General features: G+C 72.0%; 20 protein-coding genes. 10 read left to right on the top strand and 10 right to left on the bottom strand.

Going from position 1 to position 19,296, the window contains the following annotated elements; translation table 11 throughout:
- On the bottom strand, window positions 1-999 hold the full coding sequence (locus BJY17_RS15920; RefSeq protein ID WP_179552227.1) for an AraC family transcriptional regulator: 999 nt from the start codon (window positions 997-999) through the stop codon (window positions 1-3).
- Window positions 1,000-1,137: 138 nt separating this feature from the next.
- Here BJY17_RS15920 and BJY17_RS15915 point away from each other — a divergent pair, with 138 nt between their 5' ends.
- Together BJY17_RS15915 and BJY17_RS15910 are read left to right on the top strand one after the other, a co-directional pair.
- Window positions 1,138-1,956, top strand: a complete 819-nt coding sequence (locus tag BJY17_RS15915) for an NAD(P)H-binding protein (protein ID WP_179552226.1) — start codon at window positions 1,138-1,140, stop codon at window positions 1,954-1,956.
- A gap of 127 nt (window positions 1,957-2,083) precedes the next feature.
- Window positions 2,084-2,455, top strand: a complete 372-nt coding sequence (locus BJY17_RS15910) for a hypothetical protein (RefSeq protein ID WP_179552225.1) — start codon at window positions 2,084-2,086, stop codon at window positions 2,453-2,455.
- Window positions 2,456-2,490: 35 nt separating this feature from the next.
- Here BJY17_RS15910 and BJY17_RS15905 read toward each other — a convergent pair whose 3' ends face one another.
- The 3 genes from BJY17_RS15905 to BJY17_RS15895 are packed head-to-tail and all read right to left on the bottom strand — an operon-like array spanning window position 2,491 to window position 4,084.
- Complete coding sequence (locus BJY17_RS15905) at window positions 2,491-3,288, bottom strand: SDR family NAD(P)-dependent oxidoreductase (protein ID WP_246303746.1); 798 nt, start codon at window positions 3,286-3,288, stop codon at window positions 2,491-2,493.
- On the bottom strand, window positions 3,285-3,719 hold the full coding sequence (locus BJY17_RS15900) for an SRPBCC family protein (RefSeq protein WP_179552224.1): 435 nt from the start codon (window positions 3,717-3,719) through the stop codon (window positions 3,285-3,287). The genes BJY17_RS15905 and BJY17_RS15900 overlap by 4 nt, the downstream gene beginning before the upstream one ends.
- Window positions 3,716-4,084, bottom strand: coding sequence for an ArsR/SmtB family transcription factor (locus BJY17_RS15895; protein ID WP_179552223.1), 369 nt, complete (start codon window positions 4,082-4,084; stop codon window positions 3,716-3,718). Before BJY17_RS15895 ends, BJY17_RS15900 begins: the two co-directional genes overlap by 4 nt.
- A gap of 132 nt (window positions 4,085-4,216) precedes the next feature.
- Between BJY17_RS15895 and BJY17_RS15890 the strand changes: the two genes are divergently transcribed.
- Window positions 4,217-4,792, top strand: a complete 576-nt coding sequence (locus BJY17_RS15890) for a GNAT family N-acetyltransferase (RefSeq protein ID WP_179552222.1) — start codon at window positions 4,217-4,219, stop codon at window positions 4,790-4,792.
- Here the strand turns inward: BJY17_RS15890 and BJY17_RS15885 are convergent.
- Window positions 4,770-7,391 carry an MMPL family transporter gene (locus BJY17_RS15885; protein WP_179552221.1) on the bottom strand — a complete coding sequence of 874 codons (2,622 nt, stop codon included), beginning with the start codon at window positions 7,389-7,391 and terminating at the stop codon, window positions 4,770-4,772. The genes BJY17_RS15890 and BJY17_RS15885 overlap by 23 nt on opposite strands.
- A gap of 120 nt (window positions 7,392-7,511) precedes the next feature.
- On the opposite strand from BJY17_RS15885, the gene BJY17_RS15880 reads away from it, so the two are divergent.
- From BJY17_RS15880 to BJY17_RS15865, 4 genes are all read left to right on the top strand, one after another.
- On the top strand, window positions 7,512-8,069 hold the full coding sequence (locus BJY17_RS15880) for a TetR/AcrR family transcriptional regulator (RefSeq protein WP_179552220.1): 558 nt from the start codon (window positions 7,512-7,514) through the stop codon (window positions 8,067-8,069).
- Window positions 8,070-8,115: 46 nt separating this feature from the next.
- Window positions 8,116-9,474 (top strand): FAD-binding oxidoreductase, encoded by a 1,359-nt coding sequence (locus BJY17_RS15875; protein WP_179552219.1) that lies wholly within the window; start codon window positions 8,116-8,118, stop codon window positions 9,472-9,474.
- Between the two features lie 34 nt (window positions 9,475-9,508).
- Window positions 9,509-10,606: a DNA glycosylase AlkZ-like family protein gene (locus tag BJY17_RS15870; protein ID WP_179552218.1), complete on the top strand. Its 1,098-nt coding sequence runs from the start codon at window positions 9,509-9,511 to the stop codon at window positions 10,604-10,606.
- Between the two features lie 72 nt (window positions 10,607-10,678).
- Window positions 10,679-10,975, top strand: coding sequence for a Dabb family protein (locus BJY17_RS15865; RefSeq protein WP_179552217.1), 297 nt, complete (start codon window positions 10,679-10,681; stop codon window positions 10,973-10,975).
- Here BJY17_RS15865 and BJY17_RS15860 read toward each other — a convergent pair.
- Window positions 10,954-12,375 carry a hypothetical protein gene (locus BJY17_RS15860; RefSeq protein WP_179552216.1) on the bottom strand — a complete coding sequence of 474 codons (1,422 nt, stop codon included), beginning with the start codon at window positions 12,373-12,375 and terminating at the stop codon, window positions 10,954-10,956. The genes BJY17_RS15865 and BJY17_RS15860 overlap by 22 nt on opposite strands.
- Before the next feature lie 84 nt (window positions 12,376-12,459).
- Here BJY17_RS15860 and BJY17_RS15855 point away from each other — a divergent pair, with 84 nt between their 5' ends.
- Window positions 12,460-13,386 (top strand): prenyltransferase/squalene oxidase repeat-containing protein, encoded by a 927-nt coding sequence (locus BJY17_RS15855; protein WP_179552215.1) that lies wholly within the window; start codon window positions 12,460-12,462, stop codon window positions 13,384-13,386.
- Window positions 13,387-13,389: 3 nt separating this feature from the next.
- Here BJY17_RS15855 and BJY17_RS15850 read toward each other — a convergent pair whose 3' ends face one another.
- The 4 genes from BJY17_RS15850 to BJY17_RS15835 all read right to left on the bottom strand — a co-directional run bounded on the left by BJY17_RS15850 (window position 13,390) and on the right by BJY17_RS15835 (window position 17,287).
- Window positions 13,390-14,391: a CPBP family intramembrane glutamic endopeptidase gene (locus tag BJY17_RS15850; protein ID WP_322789877.1), complete on the bottom strand. Its 1,002-nt coding sequence runs from the start codon at window positions 14,389-14,391 to the stop codon at window positions 13,390-13,392.
- A 53-nt stretch (window positions 14,392-14,444) separates the two neighbouring features.
- Window positions 14,445-16,130 carry a 3-ketosteroid-delta-1-dehydrogenase gene (locus BJY17_RS15845; RefSeq protein ID WP_179552214.1) on the bottom strand — a complete coding sequence of 562 codons (1,686 nt, stop codon included), beginning with the start codon at window positions 16,128-16,130 and terminating at the stop codon, window positions 14,445-14,447.
- A 108-nt stretch (window positions 16,131-16,238) separates the two neighbouring features.
- The gene (locus BJY17_RS15840; protein WP_246303745.1) at window positions 16,239-16,727 is read right to left on the bottom strand and encodes a GNAT family N-acetyltransferase; all 489 of its coding nucleotides are present in this window, start codon (window positions 16,725-16,727) and stop codon (window positions 16,239-16,241) included.
- Window positions 16,728-16,783: 56 nt separating this feature from the next.
- Window positions 16,784-17,287, bottom strand: coding sequence for a MarR family winged helix-turn-helix transcriptional regulator (locus tag BJY17_RS15835; RefSeq protein ID WP_322789876.1), 504 nt, complete (start codon window positions 17,285-17,287; stop codon window positions 16,784-16,786).
- A 155-nt stretch (window positions 17,288-17,442) separates the two neighbouring features.
- On the opposite strand from BJY17_RS15835, the gene BJY17_RS15830 reads away from it, so the two are divergent.
- Window positions 17,443-18,738: a SufS family cysteine desulfurase gene (locus BJY17_RS15830; RefSeq protein WP_322789875.1), complete on the top strand. Its 1,296-nt coding sequence runs from the start codon at window positions 17,443-17,445 to the stop codon at window positions 18,736-18,738.
- Window positions 18,735-19,193, top strand: a complete 459-nt coding sequence (sufU, locus tag BJY17_RS15825; RefSeq protein WP_179552211.1) for a Fe-S cluster assembly sulfur transfer protein SufU — start codon at window positions 18,735-18,737, stop codon at window positions 19,191-19,193. Before BJY17_RS15830 ends, sufU begins: the two co-directional genes overlap by 4 nt.
- Window positions 19,194-19,296 lie beyond the last annotated feature (103 nt).

Raw genomic sequence — 19,296 nt, 5'->3', positions numbered from 1 at the left:
TTAGCTCCGCGGCGCCGGCGAAGGCGCAGGCCGAAGCGCCGCGGGGCCGAACCGCGGCGCCTCGCGTCGCACGTCGCCCGGAGTCGACCCGTGGTGCCGCTTGAAGGCGCGACTGAACGAAGCCTCCGAGGAGTAGCCGACCCGGCGCGAGATCGACGCGATCGGATCGCTCGTGCTCGCGAGCTCCGCCCTGGCCTGCTGCAGACGCCAGCCCGCGAGATAGCGCATCGGCGGTTCGCCGAGGAGGGCGGTGAAGCGCTCGGCGAATGCCGACCGCGACATGTTCGCCTCCTGCGCGAGCTCGACCAGGGTCCAGTCGTGGTCGATGCGGGCGTGCATGCGGCCGAGCGCACGGCCGACGTGCGGGTCGCGGAGCGCGGCGAGCCATCCGGTCGCCGCCGGATCCGACGTGCGCAACCACGAGCGCAGCACCTGCACGACGAGCACGTCGGCGAGGCTCGTCATGACCGCCTCTCCGCCCGGCTGGATGCTCTCCGCCTCCCGCGCGAGCAGCCGCAGCACGGTCTGGAACGCCCCCGCCTCGCCGTCGTCCCACGAGTCGATCCTGATGAGGCCGGGCAACTCCTCGATCATCCGTGCGGAGAGCGGACCGTCGACCTGCAGTGCGGCATACGCGATCAGGGTGCGGTCGCCGCCTCCCCCGATGCGCATGTGCTCGTAGGTGTCGCTCACCTGCTCGACGGGGATGTCGAAGAGCGGTGTGCTCGAGGCATCCGCCGCACTGAGCAGTCGGTGCGCTGCGCCGCGCGTGATGAGCGCGGCACTGCCCGCCTCGAGCTCGTGCCGTTCACCGTCGAGCTCGAGCACGCACCGGCCGGCGAGCACGACCGGCAGCATCATGAACCCCTCGAGCGCGGGGAACTCCACGCCCCACGGCGCCGTGAGCTCGGCGCGGCAGTAGAGGGCGCCGGTGAATCGGAGCAGCTGCAGGCCGTCGCCCAGCGAATCGGCGGCGACCCGGGTGCGCGGGTTGACCATGCGTCCAGCGTGCCATGCCGTTCCGCCGAAGATCCTGAGATCTGGACGACCGGCACAAAAATGCGGCGTCTGAGCGATTGCACGTCCGGCAACGGGGTTCGAGGCTGGACCCATCAACCCTTCTGAAAGGACACGGACATGTCTGAGAACTTCGCGGTCATCGGCGCCACCGGCAAGACCGGCCGTCGCGTCGCCGACCTCCTCGAGGCGGACGGCCACGCCGTGCGCCGCCTCGCCCGCGGCACGAACCCGGCGTTCGACTGGGAGCAGCCGGAACACTGGGCCGCTGCCCTGCAGGGCGTCGACCGGCTGTACGCGGCCTACGTTCCCGACCTCGCAGCCCCCGGCTCCGAGGCCGCCATCGCCCGCTTCGCCGAGATCGCCGAGGCGGCCGGCGTGCAGCGCATCGTGCTGCTGTCGGGCCGCGGGGAGGACGGGGCGCGTCGCTGCGAGGACATCCTGCTCGCCTCGAGCGTTCCCGCCGCGATCGTGCGGGCGAGCTGGTTCGCGCAGAACTTCACCGAGGGCATGCTCGGCGATGCGGCCACCACGGGGGTGCTGGCACTTCCGGCCGGGAACGTGCGAGAGCCGTTCATCGACGTCGACGACGTGGCGGCGGTCGCCGTCGAGGCGCTCACGGGCACGGGGCACGAGGGCCGCGTGCACGAGGTGACCGGCCCCGAGTCGCTCACGTTCGCAGAGGTCGCGGCGATCCTGTCGGAGACCACGGGACGCGAGATCGTCTACGTGCCGATGGAGTTCGACGAGTTCCACGCCGCGGTCGCCGCCGAGGAGGGCGAGTCCGTCGCGAACCTGCTCACCGAGCTCTGCCGCGAGACCTTCGACGGCCGCAACGTGCTCCCGACCGGGGGCGTGGCCGCGGCACTCGGCCGGCGGCCGCGCGACCTTCGCTCGGTGCTGACGAATGCCGCCGCCGCCGCGACGGCACGGCCGTGAGACCAGGTGAGACCGAGCCGGGATCGCGGCATCGACCGTCGGTCGGGCGACACCGACGACCGAGGCCCGGTGCTCCACGCACCGGGCCTCGGTCGTACCCGCTCCCGTCACTCGATAGGCTCACGGCATGCTCGCCGCCATCGCACTCTGCGTGATCCTCGGCGTGCTCGCCGTCTTCCAGCTCGCGCTCGCCCTCGGAGCGCCGATCGGTCGATTCGCGTGGGGCGGGCAGCATCGCGTGCTGCCCGCACGACTGCGCATCGGCAGCGCCATCGCGATCGTGATCTACGCCGTGATCGCGGTGATCGCACTCGATCGCGCGGGCGCCATCGACGTCGTCTCCGACGTGGTCTCGACGGTCGGCATGTGGGTCGTGTTCGGATACTTCGTGCTCGGCATCCCGATGAACGCCGTCTCGCGAAGCAGGGCCGAGCGGTACACGATGACACCGATCGTCGTGGTGCTCGCCGTGCTGAGCCTCGTGATCGCGCTCGGATAGCACCGGCGCGGCGCGCCGCACGTCCCGGACCGAGGTCAGTCGACGAGCGCCCCGGCCGTGAGGTTCGAGATCACGCCGGTCATCGAGCGCGCCCGGTCGGATGCCGCGAATGCGAGGTACTCCGCGACCTCGCCGAGCGACGGCAGCCGGCCGAGCAGCGTCGTGCCCGCGAGCCCGGCGAGCCACTCGTCGCGGCCGATGCCGCCCGCCGCGGCGATGCGGCCGAACATCTCCCCCGTGTACGAGGTGTCGTACGCGTCGGCCATCGCGTGCGGGCGCACGCAGACGACGCGCACGCCGCCCGGCCCGAGCTCGCCGGCGAGAGCCCGCGAGAAGCCCTCGAGCCCGGCACTCTGCGCGGCGTTGCCGATGAGGCCGCGGCCGGTCAGCCGCGCGCCCGGCGTCGAGATCGTGAGGATCACGCCGCCGCCCTGCGCGAGCATCGGCCGCGAGACCGCCTTGGCCGTGACGAAGTTCGTCCGCAGGTAGCCGGTGACGGGGTGCAGGTAATCGGCGAGCGAGGTCTCGGCGATCGGCAGGCCCTGCACGTGGTCGAAGCCGACGGCGTTCAGGGCGATGTCGATGCGGCCCGCGGCATCCGTCACCTCGTCGACGTGCCGGTCGACGGCCGCCTGGTCCATCGCGTCGACCACGGCGATGTCGACGGATGCCCCGAGCTCGCGAGCTGCGGTTGCCGCGGCCTCGAGTCGCGACAGGCTGCGACCGGCCAGGAACAACCGGGCGCCCTCGCGCGCGAACACCCGCGCGGTCGCGGCCCCGATCGATCCCCCGCCGCCGTGGATCACGGCCACCTTCTCTTCGAGCAGCATCATGCCTCTCCGTTCTCTGCGAATGTCGCGGCGAACCGGTCGATGATCTCGGTCCAGCCCTCGGTGTGCCGCTGCACGGCCTCTGCGTCGGGAAGCAGCTCGTGGCGCACCTCGACGACGGTGGCATCGCCGTCGGGCGTGAAGGTGACGCGCACCACCGAGTCGGTCTGGTGCGTGGCGGCCGAGCGCCAGGTGAACTCGAGCGTGTGCGGCCGGTCGATGACCGTGTAGTTGCCCGCGTGCACGAACGAACCGTTCGGGTCGTGCATCGTGATCGCGAACGCGCCGCCGACCCGGCGATCGGCGACCGCGCCCGACGGGGCGCTGCCGTCGCGGCGCATCCACACGGCGAGGCTCTTCGGGTCGAGCCACGCGTCGAAGAGACGCTCGGCGGATGCCGCGATGCGCCGGCTGACCGTGACGACCGCGGTCATCGCTCTGCTCCACTCGCGGTGTCGGTGTCGACATCACCGTCGGCATCGGCGTCGGCGAGCACGAACGCCTCGAGCGCGGCGAGGCGCTGCTCCCAGAACTCGCGGTACTGCGTCATCCAGGCGACCGCCTCGCCGAGCGCCTCGGCGCGGAGCGAGAGCACGTGGTCGCGGCCGCGCACATGCCGCTCCACGAGTCGGGCGCGCTCGAGCACCTTGATGTGCTTGCTCGTGGAGTTCAGCGAGATCGGGAACTCGCGCGCGAGTTCGGTGACCCGAGCGTCGGAGACGCGGAGGCGGTCGAGGATCGCGCGTCGCGTGGGGTCGGCGACGGCGCTGAGCACGGTGTCGAGTTGATATTCACCCATAGGGGTGAATATATGCCCGAGGTCTGCGTGCGTCAAGGGGTTCGACACGAATCGCCGCGGTCTCGACTGCCGACGGGCGACCGCCGGCCGTGCCGACCTCGCGATGTCGGCGGGCGGTGGCAGGCTGACCTCATGGCGATCGAGGTGCGCGCGGCGACCGAGTACGACGATGTCGCTGCGGTCGTCGGGCCGAAGAACCCCGCGTCGAACGTGTGCTTCTGCCTGAGCTACCGGCTGCTCTCGTCAAAGGAGAACGTCGAGCTCCGCGGGCCCGCGCGCGCCGATCGCGTGCGCGAACTCTGCGCGCTCGACCCGCCGCCCGGCGTGCTCGCCTACGACGGCGACGAGGTGGTCGGCTGGGCGGGGGTGCATCCGCGTGCCGATACGAGCTTCGCGAAGAACCGCAAGATCCCGCACATCGACGACCTCGACGTGTGGTCGGTGTGGTGCATCCGCGTGCGGCCCGGGCACCGAAAAGTCGGCATCAGCCACCACCTGCTCGCCGGCGCGGTCGACTTCGCCCGCGAGCACGGCGCGCCGGCGATCGAGGGCTACCCCGTCGACAACCGGGGCGAGAAGGTCGACCCGACCATGGCATACGTGGGCACCCGCGCGCTGTTCGAGCGGGCCGGCTTCACGAAGGCGGCCGACACCGAGTCGGTCGTGGGCGGGTTCCCCCGCGTGCTCATGCGCCTCGATCTGCGCTGAGCCCCGCCGCCTCGTCCGTCGCCGCTGCCGGCGACTCGTCGGTCGAGGCATCCGTCGCCGCCGCCTCGCCGGTCGTCGCCGTCCCGTGAACCGGGTGGCTCCGTTCGAGGGCCGCGCCCTCGACGTCGACGTCGGGCAGCAGCCGGTCGAGCCACTTCGGCAGCCACCATGCGGCCGGGCCGAGCAGGTGCATGATCGCGGGCGTCAGCAGCATGCGCACGATGAACGCGTCGAAGAGCACGCCGATCGCGAGGCCGAAGCCGAGCGGCCGCACCATCGTGAGGTGCGAGAAGACGAAGCCGCCGAAGACGGCCGCCATGATGATCGCCGCCGCGGTGACCACCGCCCGCCCGCCGCGCAGGCCGGCGACGACCGCGACCCGCGCGGGGGTGCCGTGCACGTAGGCCTCGCGCATGCCCGAGACGAGGAACAGCTGGTAGTCCATCGCGAGGCCGAAGAGCACGCCCATGACGATGATCGGTGCGAAGTTCAGCACCGGCCCGGGGTTGTGCACGCCGAAGACCTCGCCGAACCAGCCCCACTGGAAGATCGCCACGGTGGCGCCGAACGCCGCGAACAGCGAGAGCACGAATCCGGCCGTCGCGATGAGGGGCACCAGGATCGAGCGGAACACGAGGATCAGGATGATGAGCGAGAGCCCCACCACGACCGCGAGATAGAGCGGCAGCACCCCGGCGAGCTTCGCCGAGATGTCGATGTTGCCACTCGCCCCGCCCGCGACGCCGAGCTCGACGCCGTCGAGGCCGGCATCGGATGCCGCGTCGTCGTCGATCGGCGACTGGCCGCGCAGCTCGTGCACGAGCGCCTCGGTCGACTCGCTCGAGGGCCCGTCACTCGGTACGACCTGGAAGGCGAAGAAGTCGCGATCGTCGGAGACGCCCGCCGGCGCGACGGCGACCACGTCATCGATGCCCATGAGCCACTCGGCGAGGTCGGCCTGCGTCGCCACGACCTCGTCTTCGGCGACCCCGTCGGGCAGTGTCGCGGTGACGAGCAGCGGCCCGTTCTGGCCGGCGCCGAAGGCATCGGAGACCGCGGTGTAGGCCTGGTAGGTGGTGGCATCCGGTGATTCGGATGCCCCGTCGGGCAGGCCGAGCCGCATCGAGAGCGCCGGGATGGCGATGACGAGGAGCACGACGATCGACACGACCGCGGTGACGATCGCCCGCCACGTCGGCATGGCGACGAGCTTCGGCGCGGCGTGCGACTCGTGGCCGATCTCGGCCCTGGCGCGCTTCGAGAGCACCCGCACGCCGATGAGTCCGAGGAGCGCCGGGGTGAGCGTGACCGCGATGAGCACGGCGACGAGCACGCAGACCGCGCCGACGGTGCCCATGATGCCGAGGAACGGGATGCCGGTGATGTTCAGGGCGAGCAGGGCCACGAGCACGGTCGAGCCGGCGAAGACGACGGCGTTGCCGGCCGTGCCGTTGGCGAGCTGGATCGACTCGCGCAGCTCCATGCCCGCGAGCACCTGTCGTCGGTGCCGGTTGATGATGAAGAGCGCGTAGTCGATGCCGACCGCGAGGCCGAGCATGACGCCGAGCACGGGGGTCACCGACGACATGTCGACGACGCCCGAGAAGGCGAGGGACCCCGCGACGCCGATGCCGACGCCGATGAAGGAGGAGATGATCGGCAGGGTGGCCGGCAGGAGCGCGCGGAACACGATGATGAGCACGAGGGCGGCGATGAGCACGCCGACGATCTCGCCGATGCCGATGAGCCCGTCGATCGACGCGGCGATCTCGGAGGAGTAGTCGACGTTCACGCCGTCGATGTCGGCGCCGTCGAGCTCGCCGGCGACTTCGGCCTTGAGCTCGCTCGACAGCGAGAAGAGGTCGTCCTCGAACATGACGGCGCCGATCACGGTGGTCTCGTCGGTGGAGACCGTGCGGATCTCGGCGGCGGCGTCCATCAGCCGCGTGCCGTCCTCGAGTTCGGCGGCCGAGGCGTCGAGCTTCTCGGCACCGGCATCGAGCTGCGCCTGCTGCGCGTCGAGTTCGGCCGCGCCCGCGTCGAGCTGGGCCTGCTGCGCCTCGAACTGCGCGGCGGCCTGCTCGTAGGCGCCGGCGGCCTTCGCCTGCTCGATCGCCGCGTCGAGCTGCGCCTGCCCCGCGTCGAGCTGTGCACGCGCGGCGTCGAGCTGGGTCTGGCCGGCCTCGAGCTCGGCGCGGCCGGCTTCGATCTGCGCGGCGCCGTCGGCGAGCTGCGCGGCCTGGTCGTCGCGAGCGGCGGTCGTGGTGAACGGATCCACGACGCTCGAGACGCCGTCGATCTCGGCGATGTCGGCGAGGAGCGCGGAGATCTCCTCGCGCTGCGCGTCGCTCAGCGCCTCGCCGTCGTCCGTCTGGAAGACGACGGTGCCGGTGGCGCCGCCGAGCCCGTCGAGCCGTGCGTCGAGCTGCTCGGTGACGCGCTCGGTCTCGGTGCCCGGGATGCTCATGCTCTGGGTGAGCGTGCCGCCGAAGGCGAGGAACGCGCCGCCGGCGAGGGCGAGCACGCCGAGCCATCCGAGGAGCACGAGCCATGCTCGTCGTACGGAGAATCGACCGATGCGGTACAGGAGTTCAGCCATTGAGCCGAGGCGCCCTTCATGAGGTGACAGGTCGGCGCTTCATCGAGCCTTCTCGAGGATAACCGACATCTGTCGGAGATCCTGCCGCTTCGGGACATCCGGAACTGGCAGAATCCCCCTATGGACGTCAGGGTGGAGCGAACACGGCGACGCCTGCAGGACGCCCTGCTCGAGCTCGCCCGCGAGCGGCCGCTCGACGAGGTGACCGTCGCCGAGATCGCGACGCGCGCCGGCGTGAATCGCAGCAGCTTCTACCAGCACTACTCCGACAAGGAGACGCTGCTCGCCGACGCCCTCGATGCGGCCGCGGAGGCGGCAGCCGCGATGCTGCCGAACCACTACGAGCCGCCGAGCGGCCCGCCGCAGGCGCTCGTCGTCTTCCTGCAGCACGTCGACGAGCACGCCGAGCTCTACCGGTCGGTCTTCGGGCCGACGGGATCGGCCGCGGTGCTGGCCCGCCTGCGTGCTCGCATCGACGCCATCGTGCGCGCCGGGTTCGTCTCCACGGACTCTCGGGCGTACGACGGCCTGCCGCTCGACATCATCGCGGCCGGCATCACGGGTTCCGCGCTCGGGGTCGTCGAAGCGTGGCTCATGCGCGATCCGCGCCCATCGGTCGACGTCGGCGCCGGCTGGGTCTGGCGTGCGCTGCTCGGCCCGGGAGCCGACTGGGAGTGACGCCGTCGGTCGTCTCCGCTAGGTTGACCCCGACGAAAGGAATGCGATGACCTCCGCATCCGAACTCCTCGCTCTTCGCTCCGAACTCGGCGGTTCGCTCGTGCTTCCCGGCGATGCCGACTACGAGGCCGCGCGCATGCCGTGGAACCTCGCCGTCGACCAACGGCCGGCGGCCATCGCCGAGCCGGCGGGTGTCGCAGACGTGCAGGCGATCCTCCGCACGGCGGCGGCCTCCGGCCTCGGGGTGACGGTGCAGCCCAACGGCCACGGCGCCTCCGGCGACCTGAACGACGTCGTGCTCGTGCGTCCCACGCGTTTCGACACCCTCATCGTCGACGAGCAGGCGCGAGTGCTGCGCGCCGGAGCCGGCGTCAACTGGGGCCGCGCGCTCGAGCAGCTCGACGGCACCGGGCTCGTCGCCCTCGCGGGGTCGAACCCCGAGGTCAACGTCGTGGCCCTCGCCATCGCCGGCGGCCATTCCATGTTCAGCCGCCGCTACGGCATCACCGCCCGGTCGATCATCTCCGTAGAGTTCGTCGACGCGGCAGGCACGCTGCACCGGGTGACCGATGCCGACGACGCCGAACTCATGTGGGCGCTGCGCGGCGGCGGCGGCCTGTTCGGCATCGTCACCGAGGTCGAACTCGTGCTCTACCCCGGCGAGGCGATCTTCGGCGGCAGCCTGATGTTCCCGGCCGAGGCGGCCGAGGCCGTCGTCGTCGCCGCCCTCGAGCTCGCGCGCGACGAGCTCGAACTCGGGCTCGACATCGGCATGATGCACTTCCCCGACGCACCGCAGGCACCGCCGCACCTGCGCGGCCGAACGGTCGCGACGATCGGGCTCGTGCACGTCGGCGACGAGGCCTCCGGCCGCGCCTTCGCCGACCGTCTCGTCGCCGTCGCCGAACCGATCGCCGACACGCTCACGAGCTTCACGATCGGGTCGCTCGCCGCCGTCGCGGCGGAGCCCGTCGATCCGATGCCATCGGCCGACTTCGGTGCGGCACTCGACGGACTCGACGCGGCCGCCTTCGCGCACGACTTCGTCGACGCGTTCCTGCGCGGTGCCGAGCGGGGTCTCATGCGCGCCAGCATCCGTGCCATGGGCGGTGCGATCGCCGACGAGCTCGGCGCCGAGTTCGCCGCGGTCGGGGCGACGCAGGCCGACGGCCTGCTCAGCTGCGGCGTGCTGCTCTTCGACCCGTCGCTCGATGCCGCCGCGGCCTTCGAGCCGATGCGCGACCTCGCCGCCAAGTACCCCGGCGGCACGCTGCTGCCGACGTTCCTCGGTTCGGGCGCGACGCTCGCCGATGCCTACGATGGCGAGGTGCTCGACCGGCTCGCCGCCGTCAAGCAGCGCGTCGACCCGGGCGGCCTCATCCGCAGCAACCGTCCGCTCGGCTGATGCGGCTCGTCATTCCGCACGGGGCGTGAGCCGCATGGAGCCCCATCGTCTCGATCGCGCCGAGGCGCGACGCATCGCGATTCGCGCGCAGCTGCTCGATGCCGACCGGCCGACCGCGCTGCTCGACGTCGTGCGCCGGCTCACCCTGCTGCAGGTCGACCCGACCGCGGCGATCGCGCCGAACGCCGACCTCGTCGCGTGGAGTCGTCTCGGCACGGCGTATCGGCCCGACGACCTCGTGCGTGCCCTCGAGCAGGAGCGCACCCTCTTCGAGGTCGACGCGCTCATCCGCCCGATCGAAGACCTCGCGCTGCATCGTGCCGACATGGCGGCTTGGCCGGTGTGGCAGCGGTCGCGCGACTGGCTCGAGCAGAACGGGTCGTTCCGCCGCGACATCCTGAACCGCCTCGCCGACTCCCCCGAACCGCTGCTCTCCCGCGACCTCCCCGACACGAGCACGGTGGCCTGGCAGTCGAGCGGATGGACCCACAATCAGAACGTCGGCAGAATGCTCGAGCTCCTCACGCTTCGCGGTGAGGTCGCGATCGCCGCCAGGCGCGGGCGTGAGCGGCTCTGGACGCCGGCCGATCGGGTCTACCCCGCCGAGCTGCTCGCGGCCCCCGTGATCCCTGCCGACGAAGCGCTGCGACGACGCAACGAGCGCCGCCTGACGGCGCTCGGCATCGCCCGCGAGAAGTCGACGAAGATGCCGCTCGAACCCGTCGACGTCGGCCTGGCCGGCGAACCGGCGATCGTCGAGGGAGTGCCCGGCGTCTGGCGGGTCGACCCCGACGCGCTCGGCCTGCCGTTCACCGGCCGCACCGCCCTGCTCTCGCCGTTCGACCGGCTGACCTACGATCGAGTGCGGGCGCAGCAGCTCTTCGACTTCGAGTACGTGCTCGAGATGTACAAGCCCGCCGCGGCCCGCCGGTGGGGCTACTTCGCGCTGCCGATCCTGCACGGCGACCGGCTCGTCGGCAAGCTCGACGCGAAGGCCGACCGCAAGGCCGGCACGCTCACCGTGCACGCGGTGCACGAAGACGTGCCGTTCAGCCGCGACATCCGCCGAGCCGTCGACGACGAGATCGCGAGCCTCGCCGAGTGGCTCTCCGTCGAGGTGGTCGGGGCCTGACCGGTCAGCCGGCGACGAGTGTGCGACCCGGCCCACCACGGCTTCACGCCGCCACGCCTCTACAGTGAGCACATGATCCGACACACGGTCGCCTTCCGATTGCGGCATCCCTCCGGCTCCACCGCGGAGCGATCCTTCCTCGTCGATGCCGAATCGCTCGCCGCGATCCCCGGCGTCGAGCACTTCGAACAACTGCGTCAGGTGAGCGCGAAGAACGGCTTCTCATTCGGCTTCTCGATGGAGTTCGCCGACCAAGCCGCATATGACGCCTACAACGAGCACCCCGTGCACGTCGCATTCGTGCGCGATCGCTGGGCGGCCGAGGTCGAGGACTTCCTCGAGCTCGACTACGTGCCGCTCGAGGACTGAGCTGCGACGGCGCCGGCACGACTGCGGCGCCCGACTCGAGCCGATGCGGCGATGACGAGGCCGGCGCCCGCGACGAGCGCGACACCGGAGAGGGTGATCGCGGTCGAGGGCGCAGATCCGCTCTCCGCGAGCGCCGGCCCTGACGGCGTCGACGGCGCCGCCGGCGTCGACGGCAGCACCGGTGCGAGCATCTCGAACTCGCCGAGCGCGGTGCACTGGCTGACGGCACCGGTGAGCTGCACCTGGTGGGTCCCGATGGCGGTTCCTTCGGGAACCGCCACGCTTCCGGCCACAGCGCCTGAGGAGTCGGCCTGCAGCCATCCCGCAGCTGCCACCTCGGGGAAGAGGGTCGCGGCGACGAACTCACCGGGCCGGAAGCCGCTCGAGGAGACCGCCACCTGGCCCGGGCCGTCGAGTGTCGGCGGGTCCACGGACAGCGGGAAGTCCGGTGCCGGCGCGGGCTCGGTCGGCGCAGGCGCCGCCCCGCCGTCCGGGCCGGGCAGCACCGTGTCGCTCGTGCCGTATCCGATGTCGGCGAACAGGAATCCCTGGCCGAGGGTCGCAGGTGCCGGCGGGAGACCGGCCTCGAACCCGACGCCGGTCGGCGACGGTGCGCTCGTCGTGAGTCGGAACGAGAAGTCGCTCACCGTCGCGGTGGTCGAGCCGCCGCTCAGCGCGTGGAAGGTCTCCCACGTCGTCAGCCCGGAGCATCCGGAGACCAGCTCGCCGTCGACGAAGATGTCGAGCACGTCGGTCTCGCCTTCGAGGAACACCGCCCTGACCTCGATCCGATGCGGCACACTCGGGTCCACGGTCGCGAACACCGCCGACCGCCAACTCGAATTCGCAGTGCTCGTCGCGTCGGGCGGCACCCAGTAGCTCCCGATCTCGAGTCCTGCAGCGGTCTGTCGAAGGTGCACGACGCCGCCGTATCGCGACGCCGCCCCCAGGACCACCTCGAGCATGAGTCCGTCCTGGATGCCGCCGGTCGCCGACGCCACGGTGAACCCGCCGCTGAAGGTGTTGCCGAGGGCGCCGGGAACGCCCGGCTCGCCGGCGCTGTCGACCGACGGGCTCCGCACGAAGCTCGTGCCCGGAATGACCGCGTTCGAGACGCGAAGGCTGCGACCGTCGGTGAGACCCGACGCCGGGAACGTCGTGTTCTCGTCGAGCGCGAAGTCGAAGTTGGTGCCGGTCGAGGTCCAGCCGTTCTGGCCAGCCGGACTGTTCGGCCCGACCACGTAGCCCGGGCTGTCGAAGTCGATCACGATCGATGGCGCCGCATGCGCTGCAGAAGCGCTGCCGATGGCCATGGCGAGCGCGACGGCGCCGACCACGGCGATGCGGGCCGCCCATCGCGCTCGGACAGTCCCTACGATCTGGCGCCCCCCGGTTGCCATACGGAGGAAGCTACCCCTTTTCCGCGAAAGCCGCCACCATCGGGAAGGCTGGTGCTGACGCAGGGAATTCGCGAACATGGGCGAATGGACGTCACCGAATGGCTGCTCGATTCCGACCCGGCGATCCGCTGGCAGGTCATGCACGACCTGCTCGACGCGCCGCCCGACGAGACCGATCGCGAGCGCGCTCGCATCGCGACCGAAGGCTGGGGTGCCCGCCTGCTCGCCCTCCAGCCCGACGACGGCTACTGGGGCGGCGAAGAGTACGGCATCGACGGCGACCGCCGGAGCGTGATCTGGACCCTCCATCTGCTGCGACGCCTCGGCATCGACCCCGATGCCCCGCAGACCCGCTCGGCGATCGCCCGGGTGCGCGACGGCGTGGTCTGGCGGGAGTGGGGCGAACTGCCCTTCTTCCACGGCGAGGTCGAGGAGTGCGTGAACGGCGGCGTGCTCGCACTCGCTGCGTACTTCGGCGAACTCGGCGCCGGCAGCGACCGCATCATCGAGCGACTGCTGCACGAGCAGCTCGCCGACGGAGGGTGGAACTGCGAGCCGATCGAGGAGTCGACCCGCTCCTCGTTCGACTCGACGATTTGCGTGCTCGAGGGGTTGCTCGCCTACGAACGAGCCGTGCCCGATGCACCGCCCGAGGTCGCGGCATCCCGCCGCCTCGGCGAGGAGTACCTGCTCGAACGGGGCCTCTTCCGCCGCCGCTCGACGGGCGAGATCGTGCTCCCCCGCTACGCGACCCTGAAGTTCCCGCCGTACTGGACCTACGACGTGCTGCGCTCGCTCGACTACTTCCGGCTGGCCGACGACCGGCCCGACCCGCGGGTCGCCGACGCGGTCGAGCTCGTGGTCTCGCAGCGCGGCGACGACGGCCGCTGGCTCGCGGGCACGCCGTGGAACGGGCAGGTGTTCTTCGCCGTCGACGCGCCCGAGGGCGAGCCGAGCCGATGGAACACGCTGCGGGCGCTGCGCGTGCTGCGCTGGTTCGACCAGCGGTAGGCGTCAGCCCAGGCGGGCGTCGAGCCGGTCGCGGCGGAACTGGCCGGCGGCCACGAGCACCGCGACGACGGCCGCCATCACCGCGCACGTGATGAGTCCTGCCGGCCCCGCGAGCCATGCGGGCGGCACCGAGGAGTCGGCGGCGACCACGAGGGCCCCGAGACCGGCCGCCGCGTTGAAGGCGCCGTGGCCGAACACCGCCGGCCAGACCGACCCGGTGCGGAGCCGCGTCCAGCCGAGCAGCACGCCGAGCACCATGCAGGCGAGGATCATCAGCAGCACCCCGGTGATGTCGGTGAGTCCGAAGTTGTAGCCGAGCAGGATCAGCGGCGAGTGCCAGAAGCCCCAGAACGCGCCGGAGACGAGCAGCGCCGGCCAGACGCCGAGGGGCCGCAGCGCGGGCAGCAACCAGCCGCGCCATCCGATCTCCTCGCCGAACGCGAACGGTGCGTTGACGACCGCGCCGACGGGGATCATCACCAGCTGCATGGCGACGAGCAGCACGATCGGCGGGGCGGGCGTGCCCTGCGGCAGCACGGCGTCGAGCTGCGCGGCGAATCCCGAGAAGCCGACGAGGTCGAACCGGGCGAGGCCGAGCAGCCCGACGACGAGGAGCCCGGCCGCGATGAGCAGCGGGAGCACGACGATCGCGGCCGCCGACATGCCGAGCGTGCGGCCGACCGGCCGCAGCGGCCACATGCCGAGGTCGTGCAGGATGCCCCGTGCACCGCGCCGTCCGCGCCGCCGACGCTCCACCAGGAGCGCGGCGATCGTCGCGATCGCCGGGGTGAGCATCATGGCCGCGGCGATCACGGGCAGGAGCGGGTCGGTCATGCCGAGGCCGCGCACCCAGAGCGGCGAGGCGACGAGCCACGCGAGGCCGCACGAGACGATCGCGAAGACGGCGACCGCCGCCCACGGCACGCGCGGCGCCTGGAGCGGCACCGCGGGCGCCTCGGGGTCGGGGGACGTCATGACGGTCGGGTCGGCCTGCGCATCGCTCACGCCATCGACGCTATCGACGGCGCCCCGCCCGCGAATCCCCCGGGCGACGGAGTTCAGCGCTCCGCGTCGACCTCGCGGGCAGCCATCGCGTGGCTCGCGACGATGTGCCCGTAGACGAGCCCCTGGCCGATCGTCGCACCGGCGCCGGGGTAGCTCTCGCCGAACACGTTGGCCGCGGAGTTGCCGATCACGTAGAGCCCGCGGATCGGCGTGCCGTCTTCGGCGAGCGCGCGGCCCTCGGCGTCGGCGGTGATGCCGCCGCAGGTGCCGAGGTCGGAGAGCACGACGCGGAGGGCGTACAGCCCGGCGGGGTTCAACGGGCGGAGGTTCGCGTTCGGTGCGATCGTCGGGTCCCCGTAGTAGCGGTCGTAGGCGCTGTCGCCGCGCCCGTAGTCGTCGTCGGCTCCCGCCGCGGCGAGCTCGTTGAACCGGCGGGCGGTCTCCCCCAGCGCGGCGGCCGGCACGCCCATCTGCTCGGCCAACTCTGCCCATGACGAGCCGCGCACGGCGATGCCGTGCTCGTACCAGGCCTTCGGCAGCGCCATGCGGGGGAACACCTGCCCGCCGAGCAGGTAGCTGTTGCGGTATTCCTGGTCGAAGACGAGCCACATGGCGCCGACCGGCCGGCCCTCGCGCTCCCGCTCGAGCACGTCGTGGCCGAACGACATGTAGTCCTCGGCCTCGTTGAGGAACCGGGAGCCCGAGTCGTCGACGATGAAGGAGCCGGGCAGCGAACGCTCGGCGAGCATCACGATGGGCCGCTCGCCGGGCAGCGGCGAGATCGCGGGGAACCACCATGCCTGGTCCATCAGGGCGACGCCGGCGCCGAGCTCCTGCGCGGCGCGGATGGCGTCGCCGGTGTTGCCGTCGGCGCCGAGGCTCCAGTCCTCGAGCGAGGCCGACTGCACGCTGCGCCGCAGCGCGAGGTCGTGGTCGAACCCGCCGGCGGCGAGCACCACGCCCCGCCGCGCGGTGATCGTGATCTCCCGGCCGTCGCGGGTGACGACCGCGCCGACCACGGCGCCGTCGGCATCGGTCAGGAGTCGCTCGAGGCCCGCTCCCGTCCACACCGGGATGCCGGCTCGCACGACGCCGTCGAAGAGGCCCGCGGCGAGCGCACGGCCTCCGGCCGCGTACTCGCGCCCGATGAGCTTGCCGCCGATGCCCTGGATCGCGCGCTTGATCGCGACGCCGAAGCCGCGCACCGGCGACTTCGACATGAGGTTCAGCCACTTGTAGTCGGCGCCCGTCACGGGCATCGGCAACGGCGCCTCCATGACCGCCGGCCGCAGTCGCGCGCGTTCCCTGCCGAGCCGGGCGACGTCGAACGGGCGGCACTCGCAGCTGCGACCGGCGGGCGAGCCCCCGGGCAGCTCGGGGTGGTAGTCGGAGTAGCCCTTGGCCCAGGTAAACCGCATGCGGGTCGTGCGCTCGAGCATGCGCACGGTGTCGGGGCCGTGCTCGAGGAAGCTCTCCCACCGGGGTTCGGGGCTCGTGGCGTCGACGACCGCGGTCAGGTACTCGCGGGCCTTCTCAGGTGAATCGTTCGCGCCGAACTCGTCGAGCACCGGGTTCGCGGGAATCCAGAACGCTCCGCCCGAGCGTGCCGTCGAGCCGCCGACGAAGTCGGTCTTCTCGATCACGAGCACCCCGGCGCCCTGCTCGTGCGCGGAGAGGGCGGCGGCGAGCCCGGTTCCGGATCCGACCACGAGCAGGTCGATCGTCATGTTCTCGGTCATCTTCGGCGCGGCTCCATTGCATCGGCGGACAGTGGAGCCATCCTCGCCGATGTGCACGTCATGCACAATAGGCACGTCGTGCCATCAACCGCCGGTCGACCCGCCGGGTCAGAGGAAGAGCTTGAACCCCACGTGGGACGCCGCGAAGCCGAGCCGCTCGTAGAAGCGGTGGGCGTCGGCGCGGCGCGCGTCCGACGTCAGCTGCACCAGCGCGGCGCCGTCTTCGCGCGCCCGGCCGATCGCCCACTCGATCATCGCCGAGCCGAGTCCGAGTCCCCGCAGCTCCTCCGACACGCGCACGGCCTCGATCTGCACGCGCATCGCCCCGCGTCGCGCGAGCCCCGGGATCAACGTGAGCTGCATGGTGCCGACCACCCGGCCATCGGCGGTCTCGAGCACCGTCAACGTCTGCGCGGCGTCGGCGTCGATCGCCGCGAAGGCGCGCTCGTACGGTTCGAGCCCGTCGGCCGAAGCGGTCTCCTCGGCGGCCCGAAGCGAATCCGCGGCGATCAGCGCCACCAGTGCCGCGAGGTCACCGCGCTGCGCACGCCGCAGCGTGAAGGTGGTACCGCCGGCTTCGAGCGTCATGGAATGCATGCACTCAACCTCTCACGGCGACGGGCGGCCGGATGCCGCGGCATCCGTTCGAGCGCCTACTCCGCGTCCTGCCCGAGCCGCCGCAGCAGGGCGGCGAGGGTCGCCTGCTCCTCACGGCTGAGGCCGCGGAGCTCCTCGGCCTCGCGCTCGGCGAGGGTGCGCATCGCCGCGTCCACGCGGGTCGCGCCCTCGTCGGTGAGCCGCACGAGCACGCTGCGGCCGTCGCGCGGGTTCGGCCGGCGTTCGACGAGGCCGCGGCGGGTCAGGTTGTCGAGCCGGTTCGTCATGGCGGCGCTGCCGATCATGGTCGCCTCGATCAGCTGCGCCGGGCTGAACTCGTGCGGCGGGTCCTCCCGGCGGAGCGCAGCCAGCACGTCGAACTCCCAGACCGCGAGCCCCGCGCCGCTGAACGCGCTCGCCCGAAGCCGCCCGAGGCGGTTCGCCACCCGCCGCAGCCGCGACATGACGTCGAGCGGCGTCAGGTCGACGCCGGGCAGGCGATGCGACCAGGCGTCGATCAGCAGGTCGACCTCGTCATCGCGGTCACCGCGCTCACTCACGCTCCGGGGCATACCAAACGGTAACCCAGCGCGGCCGTCGAGCACATTTCGACCACCCGAGATGACGGATGACCCGCTCACGGCGATCACCGATCGAAACTGCGTCAGACTGGAAGGGTGCCGACACACGCCCGCGCCGGCCGCTGGGAGGAACCGTGACCCTCGATCGAACGACGACCATCGACGGTCTGCTCCCGACGGAGCTCCGTCGCGACTTCCCGTACCTCGACCAGGAGCTGAACGGGCATCCGCTCGCCTACCTCGACTCCGGCGCGACCGCGCAGCGGCCGCTCGCCGTGCTCGACGCCGAGCGCGCCTACCTCGAGCACGCGAACGCCGCCGTGCACCGGGGCGCGTCGACCCTCGTCGGCACGTCGACGACCGCGTTCGAAGACGCGCGCGCGACGGTCGCCCGCTTCGTCGGCGCCGGCCCCCGCGAGATCGTGTGGGCCTCGAACGCGACCGACGCGATCAACATGGTCGCGCTCGGCATGGCGGATGCCGCAGCCGGCCTCGGCGGCGCCGAAGCCGAGATCTTCAAGCTCGGGCCGGGCGACGAGATCGTCGTCACCGAGGCCGAGCACCACGCCGATCTCATCCCCTGGCAGCATCTCGCGGCGAAGACCGGTGCCGCGCTGCGCTGGATCCCCGTGAACGAGGACGGCACGTGGTCGATCGACGACGCGGCATCCGTCATCGGGCCCCGCACCCGCCTCGTCGCCTTCGGGCACGTCTCGAACGTCACCGGGTTCCTCGCGCCCGCTGCCGAGGTCGTCGAGCTCGCCCACCGCCACGGCGCCCTCGTCATGCTCGACGCCTGCCAGTCGGTGCCGCACCGCCCCGTCGACTTCGCAGAACTCGGCGTCGACTTCGCCGCCTTCTCGGCGCACAAGATGCTCGGCCCGACCGGCATCGGCGTGCTCTACGGCCGGGAGCACCTGCTGGACGCCCTGCCGCCCGCCCGCACCGGCGGATCCACGATCACCACGGTGACGATGGAGTCGGCGGCGTTCCTGCCCGCACCCCAGCGCTTCGAGGCCGGCACGCAGCCGGTCTCCCAGGCCGTCGCCCTCGCCGAGGCGGTGCGCTACCTCGACGGGCTCGGCATGCAGCGGGTGCACGCGCACGAGACCGCGCTCGCCGAGCTCCTCGTCGAAGAGACCTCGCGGGTGGCCGGAGTACGCCTCGTCGGCCCGCCGCCGGGCAGCCCGCGTGCCGCCCTCGCGAGCGTCGACGTGCCCGGCGTGCACGCCCACGACGTCGGCCAGTTCCTCGACTCGCAGGGCATCGCCGTGCGCGTCGGCCACCACTGCGCCCAGCCCCTGCACCGGCGGCTCGGGCTGCGCGCCACCACGCGCGCGAGCGCCTACGTCTACACGACGGCCGACGAGGTGCGCCGCTTCGCCGCCGCGCTCTCCGAGGTGCGCGGATTCTTCGGGGTCGGCGCATGAGCGACCTGTCGGGCCTGTACCAGGAGCTCATCCTCGACCACTCGCGCCGCCGGCTCGGTGACGGCGAGCTCGCCGAGCCGCACGCGACCCATCACGAACTGAACCCCACCTGCGGCGACGAGATCACGATGGGCGTCCGCCTCGATGCATCCGGCACCGTGCTCGAGGAGATCGGCTGGACCGGCGACGGCTGCAGCATCTCGATGGCCTCCGCCTCGGCGCTCACCGAACTCGCGGCCGGCGCCGACCTCGACCGGGTCCGCGAGCTCATCGACGGCTTCCGCGCGATGATGCGCTCGCAGGGCGCCGGCGAGGCCGACGAGGAACTGCTCGGCGACGCGATCGCCTTCCACGGCGTCTCGAAGTACGTCATGCGGGTGAAGTGCGCGATGCTCGCGTGGGTCGCGCTCGAGGCCTGCATCGCCGCGGCGAGCGCCGACTCCGCGCGCTCCTGACGAGACCGGCACCGCCGGCCGTCTGCGCGCGAACGAGCAGGATCCGCTCATCGCGAGCCCTCGGCGATCGAAGCGGACACCGGTCGCACTCCCCCAGATCAGC

The sequence above is a fragment of the Agromyces hippuratus genome, assembly GCF_013410355.1.
GTDB classification, from domain to species: Bacteria; Actinomycetota; Actinomycetes; order Actinomycetales; family Microbacteriaceae; genus Agromyces; species Agromyces hippuratus.
This window is presented reverse-complemented; position numbering and strand designations above follow the sequence as displayed.

Excerpts from the sequence above, each read along its gene's own strand:
- BJY17_RS15870 (WP_179552218.1), top strand. The coding sequence starts at position 9,509 with ATGGAGCCCCATCGTCTCGATCGCGCCGAGGCGCGACGCATCGCGATT.
- BJY17_RS15880 (WP_179552220.1), top strand. The coding sequence starts at position 7,512 with ATGGACGTCAGGGTGGAGCGAACACGGCGACGCCTGCAGGACGCCCTG.
- BJY17_RS15900 (WP_179552224.1), bottom strand. The coding sequence starts at position 3,719 with ATGACCGCGGTCGTCACGGTCAGCCGGCGCATCGCGGCATCCGCCGAG.
- BJY17_RS15875 (WP_179552219.1), top strand. The coding sequence starts at position 8,116 with ATGACCTCCGCATCCGAACTCCTCGCTCTTCGCTCCGAACTCGGCGGT.
- BJY17_RS15905 (WP_246303746.1), bottom strand. The coding sequence starts at position 3,288 with ATGATGCTGCTCGAAGAGAAGGTGGCCGTGATCCACGGCGGCGGGGGA.
- BJY17_RS15855 (WP_179552215.1), top strand. The coding sequence starts at position 12,460 with ATGGACGTCACCGAATGGCTGCTCGATTCCGACCCGGCGATCCGCTGG.
- BJY17_RS15895 (WP_179552223.1), bottom strand. The coding sequence starts at position 4,084 with ATGGGTGAATATCAACTCGACACCGTGCTCAGCGCCGTCGCCGACCCC.
- BJY17_RS15845 (WP_179552214.1), bottom strand. The coding sequence starts at position 16,130 with ATGACCGAGAACATGACGATCGACCTGCTCGTGGTCGGATCCGGAACC.
- BJY17_RS15890 (WP_179552222.1), top strand. The coding sequence starts at position 4,217 with ATGGCGATCGAGGTGCGCGCGGCGACCGAGTACGACGATGTCGCTGCG.
- BJY17_RS15885 (WP_179552221.1), bottom strand. The coding sequence starts at position 7,391 with ATGGCTGAACTCCTGTACCGCATCGGTCGATTCTCCGTACGACGAGCA.
- BJY17_RS15840 (WP_246303745.1), bottom strand. The coding sequence starts at position 16,727 with ATGCATTCCATGACGCTCGAAGCCGGCGGTACCACCTTCACGCTGCGG.
- BJY17_RS15915 (WP_179552226.1), top strand. The coding sequence starts at position 1,138 with ATGTCTGAGAACTTCGCGGTCATCGGCGCCACCGGCAAGACCGGCCGT.
- BJY17_RS15865 (WP_179552217.1), top strand. The coding sequence starts at position 10,679 with ATGATCCGACACACGGTCGCCTTCCGATTGCGGCATCCCTCCGGCTCC.
- sufU (WP_179552211.1), top strand. The coding sequence starts at position 18,735 with ATGAGCGACCTGTCGGGCCTGTACCAGGAGCTCATCCTCGACCACTCG.
- BJY17_RS15910 (WP_179552225.1), top strand. The coding sequence starts at position 2,084 with ATGCTCGCCGCCATCGCACTCTGCGTGATCCTCGGCGTGCTCGCCGTC.
- BJY17_RS15920 (WP_179552227.1), bottom strand. The coding sequence starts at position 999 with ATGGTCAACCCGCGCACCCGGGTCGCCGCCGATTCGCTGGGCGACGGC.
- BJY17_RS15860 (WP_179552216.1), bottom strand. The coding sequence starts at position 12,375 with ATGGCAACCGGGGGGCGCCAGATCGTAGGGACTGTCCGAGCGCGATGG.